This window comes from Micropruina sp. (genome assembly GCF_047606365.1).
Classification (GTDB): Bacteria; Actinomycetota; Actinomycetes; order Propionibacteriales; family Propionibacteriaceae; genus Micropruina.
Genome location: NZ_JASGEN010000167.1, coordinates 1 through 9,546 on the forward strand (window position 1 = coordinate 1; position 9,546 = coordinate 9,546).

7 protein-coding genes and 1 tRNA gene are annotated in these 9,546 nt (G+C 68.3%); 3 read left to right on the plus strand and 5 right to left on the minus strand.

Annotated elements, in window-relative coordinates; genetic code table 11:
• Window positions 1–131: 131 nt before the first annotated feature.
• Window positions 132–205, minus strand: a tRNA-Pro gene (locus QM624_RS19140).
• 127 nt (window positions 206–332) lie between these two features.
• Here QM624_RS19140 and QM624_RS19145 point away from each other — a divergent pair.
• On the plus strand, window positions 333–1,487 hold the full coding sequence (locus tag QM624_RS19145) for a glycerophosphoryl diester phosphodiesterase membrane domain-containing protein (protein ID WP_415094802.1): 1,155 nt from the start codon (window positions 333–335) through the stop codon (window positions 1,485–1,487).
• A 109-nt stretch (window positions 1,488–1,596) separates the two neighbouring features.
• Here QM624_RS19145 and der read toward each other — a convergent pair whose 3' ends face one another.
• The 4 genes from der to QM624_RS19165 are packed head-to-tail and all read right to left on the minus strand — an operon-like array spanning window position 1,597 to window position 4,914.
• Complete coding sequence (gene der, locus QM624_RS19150; protein ID WP_298133249.1) at window positions 1,597–2,934, minus strand: ribosome biogenesis GTPase Der; 1,338 nt, start codon at window positions 2,932–2,934, stop codon at window positions 1,597–1,599.
• Complete coding sequence (gene cmk, locus QM624_RS19155) at window positions 2,931–3,650, minus strand: (d)CMP kinase (protein WP_415094811.1); 720 nt, start codon at window positions 3,648–3,650, stop codon at window positions 2,931–2,933. Before cmk ends, der begins: the two co-directional genes overlap by 4 nt.
• Before the next feature lie 5 nt (window positions 3,651–3,655).
• A complete protein-coding gene (locus QM624_RS19160) occupies window positions 3,656–4,735 on the minus strand; it encodes a prephenate dehydrogenase (RefSeq protein ID WP_415094805.1) in 1,080 nt (359 codons plus the stop codon).
• Window positions 4,732–4,914 (minus strand): ubiquitin-like protein Pup, encoded by a 183-nt coding sequence (locus tag QM624_RS19165; protein ID WP_366521521.1) that lies wholly within the window; start codon window positions 4,912–4,914, stop codon window positions 4,732–4,734. The genes QM624_RS19160 and QM624_RS19165 overlap by 4 nt, the downstream gene beginning before the upstream one ends.
• A 203-nt stretch (window positions 4,915–5,117) precedes the next feature.
• Here QM624_RS19165 and QM624_RS19170 point away from each other — a divergent pair, with 203 nt between their 5' ends.
• On the plus strand, window positions 5,118–8,030 hold the full coding sequence (locus QM624_RS19170; RefSeq protein ID WP_415094807.1) for a hypothetical protein: 2,913 nt from the start codon (window positions 5,118–5,120) through the stop codon (window positions 8,028–8,030).
• Window positions 8,027–9,546, plus strand: a 1,520-nt coding sequence (locus tag QM624_RS19175; RefSeq protein ID WP_415094809.1) for a hypothetical protein, incomplete at its 3' end; no start/stop codon positions are given. The genes QM624_RS19170 and QM624_RS19175, both read left to right, overlap by 4 nt.

Consider the following 9,546-nt stretch of genomic DNA (forward strand, 5'->3'; position numbering starts at 1 on the left):
CGAGCTCGTCCTCGACCCCACCCGCGACTACCAGCCACGCCAACAACCACCACAACCCCACCCCCAAAACGACTAACGGACCCACGTTTCCGTAGGTCCGTTGTCGCCGATGTCCTGAGACATCACACCCGTCGGGCTGACAGGATTTGAACCTGCGACCCCTACACCCCCAGTGTAGTGCGCTACCAAGCTGCGCCACAGCCCGCTTTTCTCTTGTTGAAGGGGCCCGTGAGCCCCGACGGCTCACACTACACGGTTGGACTGGTCGCTCTCAAAGCGAGCCACGCGCGGCGTCCGACGGCTTGTCAGTGCCCGGTCGTAGACTGCTGCAGGTGATCAACCCCACTCCCATGCTTCGCCCCAGTCCGATGGATATCTCCGGCCTGTTCGCAGGCTCGTTCGAGGCGCTGAAGCGGCGCTTCGGCTTGTTCATCCTGTTGTCCCTCGCACCGTCACTGCTGGCCCTCGCCATGTTCATCGCGGCCGCCGTTGTCGGCGGCAGCGCGGCAATCACCGGCAACGAGAGCGCGATGATCACCTCGCTGATCATCGTCGTGGCGATCTTCGCCATCGGCAGCCTCGTTGTCGCGCTCGCCCAACTCAAGATGTACGGCATGATGTCGCAGGCCGCCTACGAGATCGCGCAGGGGGAGCGTCCTGACTTCAATGGCCTCATGGCCCGCACCCGCGGCTACCTGCCGCGGATGATGCCGGTCATCGCCCTCTTCTTCGGCATCATCATCGCCCTCTACCTGCTGATCGGCGCCATGATGTGGGCAATGTTCAACAGCGTCGCCAACGGAGGTGACCCCACCGGGGCCGTGCTCGGCATCTTCGGCCTGCTCACCCTGCTGACCGTGGTGGCAGTGCCCGTCTCGATCATCCTGTGGACCAAACTGCTCTACCTGGTGCCGTCCGTCGCCACCGAGGCGCTGGGCGGCATGGAGGCGCTGAAGCGGTCCTGGAACCTCACCAAGGGCAGCTTCTGGCGCACATTCGGTTACGCGATCCTGCCGCAACTCGCCGTCACTGCTGTGGTGTGGATGTTGAACGCGCTCGGTCAGGTCGCCAGCGGCGCGTTCGGTGTCGCGATGCCCCGCAACCCCACGCCCGCCGAGTCGATGGCCTATCTGCTGGCACTGATTCCGTTGTTCACGATCACGATCGTGCTGCAGATCCTCGTGCAGCTGTTCACCACGCCGTTCATCCAGAGCTACTACACCTACATGTTCATCGATCAGGTGCGACGCAATGAGCAGCCGTCCGACTACGGCCAGTTCGGCTATGGCCAGCCCGGGTACCCGCCGGCCGGTCCGCAGCCCGGACAGCCCTACAGCTACCCGCAGCAGCCCGCCCCTGGAAGTCAGCCTGGTCAGGGCCCGCAGTACCCCGGCGCACCACAGCAGTACCCCGGTCAGCAGTACCCCGGTCAGCAGTACCCGCCGCAGCCCGGCTCGTCGCAGAATCAGTGGCCTGGGCAGAGCTGACAGTCGACCTTGGTTGAGCTTGTTGAAGGGTTTCGACAAGCTCAACCAGCGGGGTCGATCGGCGAGGGTTTCGACAAGCTCAACCAGCGTGGCCTCAACCGGCGACCGACTACTTCTTGCGCTTCTCGCGGGCGCGTACCTCGATGTGCACCGGGGTGCCGGCGAAGCCGAACTCCTCGCGTAGCCGGCGCCGCAGGAAGCGGACGTAGCCCGGATCGAGTTGGCCCGAGGTGAACAGGGCGAACGTCGGCGGACAGGTGTGTGCCTGCGTGCCGAACAGGATGCGGGACTGTTTCCCGCCCCGCACCGGGTGCGGGTGTGCGGCGGTGATCCGACCCAGGAAGGCGTTCAGCTTGCCGGTCGAGATGCGGGTCTCCCAGCCTTCCAACGCGGTCTCGATGGCTTTCGACAGCCGGTCGACGCCGCGTCCGGTGAGTGCCGAAATGTTCACCGAGGGCGCCCAGGAGAACGCCTGAATGTCCTGCTCGATCTCGCGGTTGAGGTAGTGCCGGCGTTCCTCGTCGGTCAGGTCCCACTTGTTGTAGGCGATCACCAGTGCCTTGCCGGCCTCTTCGGCCATGGTGATCACCCGAAGATCCTGGTCGGCGATCGGCTCGGACGCGTCAATCACCACCACGCAGACCTCGGCCCGTTCGATCGCGGATGCCGTGCGCAGCGAGGCGTAGTACTCGTGTCCGGACGCCTCCTTCACCCGACGCCGGATGCCGGCGGTGTCGATGAATCGGTAGACGATGCCGCCCACCTCGACCAGTTCGTCGACCGGGTCGACGGTGGTGCCGGCGACGTTGTCGACCACCGAGCGTTGCTGGTGGGCGAGCTTGTTCAGCAGCGACGACTTACCCACGTTCGGACGGCCCACGATCGCTACCCGACGGGGACCGCCGATCACCTCGTCGGTCTCCTGCGGGGCGTCCGGGAGGGCGTCCATCAGGGCGTCGAGCAGGTCGCCGGAGCCACGTCCGTGCAGCGCCGAGACCGGGTGCGGCTCCCCCAGTCCGAGGTTCCACATCATCGCGGCCTCGGCCTCGTTGCGGGCGTCGTCCACCTTGTTGGCGGCCAGCACGACCGGCTTGCGGCTGCGCCGCAGCACCCCGACGACGGCCTCGTCGACGTCCTGGATGCCGACCGAAGCGTCCACCACGAACAGCACGGTGTCGGCGGCCGCGATGGCCAATTCGGCCTGTTCGGCGATCTGCGCCGCCAGCCCCTTGGCGTCCGGGGCCCAGCCTCCGGTGTCGACGATGACGAACTCGCGGCCGTTCCAGGACGCGTCGTACGACACCCGGTCCCTGGTTACCCCGGGGATGTCCTGGACGACCGCCTCGCGGCGTCCGATGATCCGGTTGACCAGCATCGACTTGCCGACGTTGGGCCGTCCGACGACGGCTACCACGGGCTTGATGAGCTCTTCAGCACTTTCGGTCACGGTGTTTCCTTGTCTTCGCCGGTTGAGCTTGTCGAAGCCGAGCTTGTCGAAGTCGCCCGTTCGGCCAACTCCACCACGGCGTCGATCACCTGGTCCAGCGAGAGCAGGCTGCCGTCCAGGCTGACCACGCCGTCGGCGGCGGTGCTGAAGTTCACCAGGGTGGAGTCGTCGGCGTCCCGGCGCAGGATCTGGTCGCGCAGCGCCGCGTCGTCGATCTGGCCGCCATGGTCGAGTTTGCGGCGCGCCATCCGGATCTCCGGATCGGCGCTGAGCAGCAGCCGGACGTCGGCGTCCGGGGCGACGACGGTGGTGATGTCGCGACCCTCGGCCACGATGCCGTTCGGCGCGGCCTCGATGATCGCCCGCTGCCGAGCGACCAGGTTCTCCCGGCAGGCCGGGATCACCGCGACCGTGGAGACGTTGCTGGAGATGCGCTGGGAGCGGATCTCCTCGGTGACGTCGCGGCCGTTCACCCGCACCCACTGACCGGCGGGATCGGTGGAGATCTGGATGTCCGCGCGCACCACGGCGTCGGTGACGGCAGCGGTGTCGGCGCCGTCGACGCCGGCGTCCAGGTAGGCGACGGTCACCGCCCGGTACATGGCGCCGGTGTCCAGGTAAGCCAACCCGAGCCGGGTCGCCACCCCGCGGGCGGTGCTCGACTTACCCGAGCCGCTGGCCCCGTCGATGGCAATCACTAGGGGTTTCGTCATGATTCTCCTCACAGCGACTCGGAATAGCGCAGCGTCCAGCCGGCTTCGGTCATGGCCTCTTCAAGCCCGGCCCGCGCGGCCTTCGTCACGCCGACGGCGAGATAACCCACCTCGCGCTCGGGGTCGTGGTCGATCCGGATGTCTTCGACGTTCACGCCGGCCGCCTCGACGTCGGCGAACAGCCGGGCCAGCGCACCGGGGGTGTCGGGGATGGCCACGATCACTTCGGCATAGGCGGATTCGCCGGTGCCGTGCTTACCCGGCAGTTCCCGGACGCCGCGGCGTCCGTCGGCGAGGAATCGACGCAGCGCCTCGTCGTCGCCCCAGCCTTCGAGCAGTTCATCGAGGGTGTCCCGGACGGCCTCGAGTTCGGTGCGTACCGCGTCCGCGTTGGCGCTGATGATCTGGGTCCACAGCCGTGGATCGGACGCCGCGATCCTGGTCACGTCGCGCACCCCCTGGCCGGCGAGCCGCAGGTGCTCCTCAGGGACCTCGTTCAGGCGGGTGGCAGTCAGGCTGCTCATCAACTGCGGCAGGTGCGACACCTGGGCGACGGCCTCGTCGTGATGGGTGGCACCCATGCTGACGATCCGGGCACCGCAGTTGCGGGCCAGCGCATGGACGGTGAGCACGGCCTTCGCCCGGGACGTGTCGTGCGGGGTGATCACCCAGGTGCGATCGACGAACAGATCAGCACGCGAGGTCAGCGGACCCACGCGTTGCGAACCGGCCATCGGGTGCGAACCGACGTAGCGGGCCAGGTTGAGGCCGCGTCCGCGCAACTCAGCCAGGACAGTGCCCTTGACCGAACCGACGTCGGTGACGGTCGCCTTCGGGTAGGTGCGCAAGGCGTTCTCGATGGTGTCGGCGAGCCGTGCCGGCGGGACGCCGACGACGACCAGCCGGACCGTGGCCGGGTCGATGGGGTCGGTGGTGCCGGCGCCGCGCGAGGCGGCCACCTTGGCATGCGAGGACAGCCGGTCGATCAGGTGCACCTCGACACCGGCGCTGACCAGGGCGGCACCGACCGACGCCCCGACCAGCCCGGTTCCGATCACCACCGCTGGGGTCAGGGTTGGTTCGTTCACTGGCCGCCCTTCTGCACGAAGGAGCGCACATACTCCTCGGCATCGCTCTCGAGCACCGAATCGATCTCGTCGAGCAGAGCGTCGTAGTCAACCGCCGGCTTGGTGGTCGCCGGGGTCACCTCGACCTGCGCCTCGTCCGCGCGCGCGGTACCGCGCTGACGCTGAATGCGCTCGGCCATGGGTTCCTCCTGTTCAGTCCGACAGCCTATCGCGCCGGCCGCAGACGGGTTCGCCGGACCGCGGGGACGGTTCTCCCGGTCACCGGGAGAACCGTCCCTGCCTACTGGGGCGGGGTACGCACTTGTACGCACCGACGGCGGGGGCTGCGAGGCGTAGTGTCCGTAGCGATTCCGCCCACCCGCGGGGAAACCAGGCGTCCGTTATGGAACTTCCGTTGCTTCTGGCGGGGCCGATCCTGCGCAGGGTCGACCCGGGGCTGGTCAGCGTCTGGACGGCGTTCAGCAGCCCGGCTGAGGTGACGCTGGAAGTGTTCGAGGGGCGGGTCGCCTACGACACGACCAACCCGCCGTTCGTGTCCAGCGCCGACCCGCCCGATCCGAACGCGCCGCCGCCGTTCCCGGGTGCGGAGGCGATCCGGGTCGGTGAGCATCTCTATCTGAGCCTGGTGTCGGCACGTATTCCACCCGCCTCCGGCAAGGTGTTCGAGCCGGATCGGCTGTACTCGTACAACCTCTGGATCGAGGCGGACGGCGGCACCAACACGTTGCAGTCGTTGAAGCTGCTGGAGACCCATCAGGTCAGCGGCACCACCGCGGGTCCGCTCGGCTACGCCGACCGGATGCTGCCCAGCTTCGCCCTGCCGCCCAGCCAGCTGGACGACCTGCAGCTCGCCTACGGCTCGTGCCGGCGGGCGGGTTACGACGACGGCGACGCGTTCACCTGGATGGACGAGTACCTGGCCGAACGCGTCGGCGACCCGCGGGCCCGGCTGCATCAGCTGTTCCTGGGCGGCGACCAGATCTACGCCGACGACGTCGAGGACGTGCTGATGCGACGGGTGGTCGAACTGGGCGTCGAACTGATCGGGACGGCGCCGGCGTCCGGTCCGCTGGCCGGCGAACCGTCCTCGACACCGATCGAGCGCATCGCGGTCGACAAGGTGCGGCTGCTGAAGCGCACCGTCGACCCCGAGAATCCGGACGCCGCCTACGACGACGAGGCCACCGCCACCACCACGGCGAACCCGCTACCCGCCGGCCCACCCTGGTTCGGGGTGGGCAACCGGCTCTACCTGACCAACTGCAGTGCGCAGTTGACCAGCGAGGACGGAAAGAACCACCTGATCTCACTGGGTGAGTTCGCCGCCACCTACCTGCTCTACTGGTCGCCGGCCTGCTGGGGCACCGAGATCCCGGGGGCGAAGCTGAAGCAGACCCCGGACGCCGCAGCGTCCGGCACCGTCAATTGGCTCGACGTGCTCACCGACCAACAGTCCGTCGACTTGCCCGCGCCGGGATTTCCCGCCCGAGTGCCGCAGTACACCTTCACCGACGCAACGGTCCGAACCGAGGAGATCGCGAAGGAGGCGAAGCGCCGCAACGAGCTCAGCGCCGCCGAACGCGCCGAGGAGGATGACAAACGCGCCAAGGACAAGGCGAAGGAGGAAGCCAAGAAGCCGAAGGTCAGCCGTCGCAACCAACGGGTGCACCGGCAATTCCTGGCCGGCCTGTGGCGAGCCCAACGGCTGCTCGCCAACGTGCCGACCTACATGATCCTCGACGACCACGACGTCACCGACGACTACTTCCTCACCCCGATGTGGCGGCACCGGGTGCTGGGCAGCGCGCTGGGCCAGACCATCCTGACCAACGCGATGACCGCCTACGCCCTGTTCCAGGACTGGGGCAACGACCCGCGGCGCTACGACATCACCTCTGTCACCCGTCCCGAGTTGGGTGGCCAGCTGCCCGGCGACCTGCTGGTGGCCGTGCCGAAGCTGTTCCCCGAGGGCGCCACCAGGGGCCCGGACGCCGCCACCTTCACCGCGCTGGCGAAGATGTTCGGCCACGATCTCGACAACCAGCCGCTGCCCAACGGGCAGTTCCTGTCGGTCAAGCCGCCGATCAGCTGGCATTTCACCATCGACGGCCCGAAACATCGGGTGGTGGCGCTCGACAACCGCACCCGGCGCAGTTACGTGAGCGAGGTCGGCCCGCCCGGCAACGTGTCGAAGGAGGCGTTGGACGACCAGATCCCCAAGCCGCCGCTGCCGGCCGGGGTCGAGGTGCTGGTGGTGATCGCACCGCTGCAGGTGATCGGTCCGCCGGTGCTCGACGAGGTGGTCGGACGGGCGATCTACAAGATCTTCGACGCCGTCCACTACGACGAGGTGGCCGAGACGAAGATCTCCGGCACCCGGCTGATGCCCGGCACCAACCCGGACGCCCTGGAGACCTGGGCGCTCGACGAGAACACCTTCGAGTACCTGATGTCCAGGCTGGCCGACTACGGCCGGGTGGTGCTGCTCTCCGGTGACGTGCACAACGCCGCGTCCAATCTGATGAGCTACTGGCGCGGCACCAGCACCAGCCCGGCCAGGATCGCCCAGTTCACCTCGAGCGGCTTCAAGAACGTGATGCCGGTCTACCTGCAGGCCCTCGACGCGAAGATGATGGCGTTGCAGCAGATGCTGCGGGCCCGGCTGGGCGTCGAACGACTCGGCTGGACCAAGCCGGACGCGAACCTGGTGCTGCTGCCGTCCGGACGCACCGAGGACGACCTGGTCGCGGTCACCCGCGCGAAGCTGCTGCGCAGCCCGGTGCTGCTGCCCACCCACGGCTGGATCGACGACAACCCGCCCGGCGAGACCGATCCGGCGAAGACCTCGCGGCTCAACCCGGCCAAGCCGCCCGAATGGCGCTGGCGGGTCACTCCCCTGCTCGACGAGCGTCCGGACGCCGAACGTCCCAGCCCGATCCGCGCCTTCCCGCTGGACGACGCACAGATCGAAACCCAGGCCGCCGATCCGGCCACCACGTTCGCCGCGCTGCGCTCGGTCGCGGTGCGGCACCAGCACGCCCTGGAACGGATGCGCAACACCCGGCAGATGATGTTCCGCGCCAACTTCGGGATCTGCCGCTTCGAGAGCGACGGCGACGCGATCACCGCCGTCGGCGAGGTGCACACCGAGGCGATCGACCCGGCCACCCAGCTGCCCGTGATGGGTCCCTACATGGTGCATCGGGCGCCGCTCGGCCCGCTGACCGAAGACCCGCCCGACCAGTTGCGCCGCTTCGCCATCGAGGCCGTGCCGATTCCGGAGCCGACACCATGAGCGCCGGCTCGGTGCTGCGCCGGCTGGCCGGCGAGGTGATCGACTTCATCGGCTTCGTGGCCGACCTGCTGGGCCGCGACGAGGCCCGCAAGGCGATCCTGCGCGACCTGGGTGCGCCACCGGATGTCTCGACCAAACTGGAGCTGCCGAAGGCGCCGCTGGATTCGATCACGGCCTACCGCGCCTCGACGAACGAGGATCTGCAGGCCGACATCGAGGCCGCCGGCAACCTCGCGCTGCTGATCGGCGCGATCATCGACCAGATCGAGTCGTGGGGCGGCAGCGACTGGTCCGGACGCACCGACACCTTCGTGACAAGCATGTTCGACCTGCTGGGCAGCACCTATCTGCGGCGGCGCTGGCCCAAGCTGTTCCTGGTCATGCAGGGCGTGGCGATCGCCTCCGAGCTGACCGGATCGCTCGGGCCGGGCGACCATGCGCTGCCCGACAAGTCCGGCGGCGAGCACCACGCCGGCCGATTCCTCAACTCGTTCGTCACCATCCTGTCGTTCGTCTGGGGTCCGGGCCGCACCCTCGACGACCTGGACGACACCCGCGAGGACGCGTCCGGCTCGACCCTGAACACGGCCCGGGACAAGACCTTCTACGTCATCGACGGGCTGATCCGCGGCGTCATGGCGGCAATCGCCACCATCGACCAGACCAAAGACGAGTTCAACGAGAACCTGCTCAGCGACGTCATCGTCGGCTGGGACGCCCCCGGCCTCGACATCGACTCGACCACCCGGCCCACCGCGGCCGATCTGCTGGCCAGCCGGATGGTGTCCTTCTCACTGCGTCACGACGGCGATCCGGCCGACGAGGAACTGAAGCTCAGCTGGCTGTACCTGCCGCGCCGGCTGGGCACCCCGGCGCGGAAACACCAGTTGTTCCTGGCGCTCGGCGGCGCACTCACCATCGACCAGGTGCTCAATCCGCACCGCGACAAGGGCGATCCGACCTGGCGGTTCCGGGTCGGCGTGAAGAGCGACGCCGGTGCCGCCCTGCTGCTCAGCGGCGACGACATCGAGGCCAGCCCCGAGGCGTCCGGGCTGCAGGCGTCGTTCGGCTACGTCGCGACACCCGACTCCAGCGGGGTCAGCTACGCGTTGCCGCGCTCGACCGGAATCCGGGTCGAGCTGGGCGGCATCTCGTTCCTGCTCACCCTGTCGCCCACCGGGGCGCGGGTGCTGATGGTGCTCGACAACTGCGCGCTGGTGGTGGACGGCGCCAGCGCCGACAGCTTCATCCGCAAGCTGCTGGGCGGTAAGCCGTACCGGACGATGTTCGGGTTGTCGCTCGGCTACGACTCGAACCTGGGTTTCATCCACGAGGTGCACCGGGTGTCCGGGGTGGACGCCACCACCAACGCCGCTGTGCCGTTCGACTCCTCGGGGCCGGCCGGGCCGTCCGATCTGGACATCACGCTGCCGCTGGGTGGTGGCGGCGTGCTGGGCATCAATGTGCTCGAACTGGTGCTGCGGCTGGCCTGGCGCAGCGCTGACGCACCGCAGAC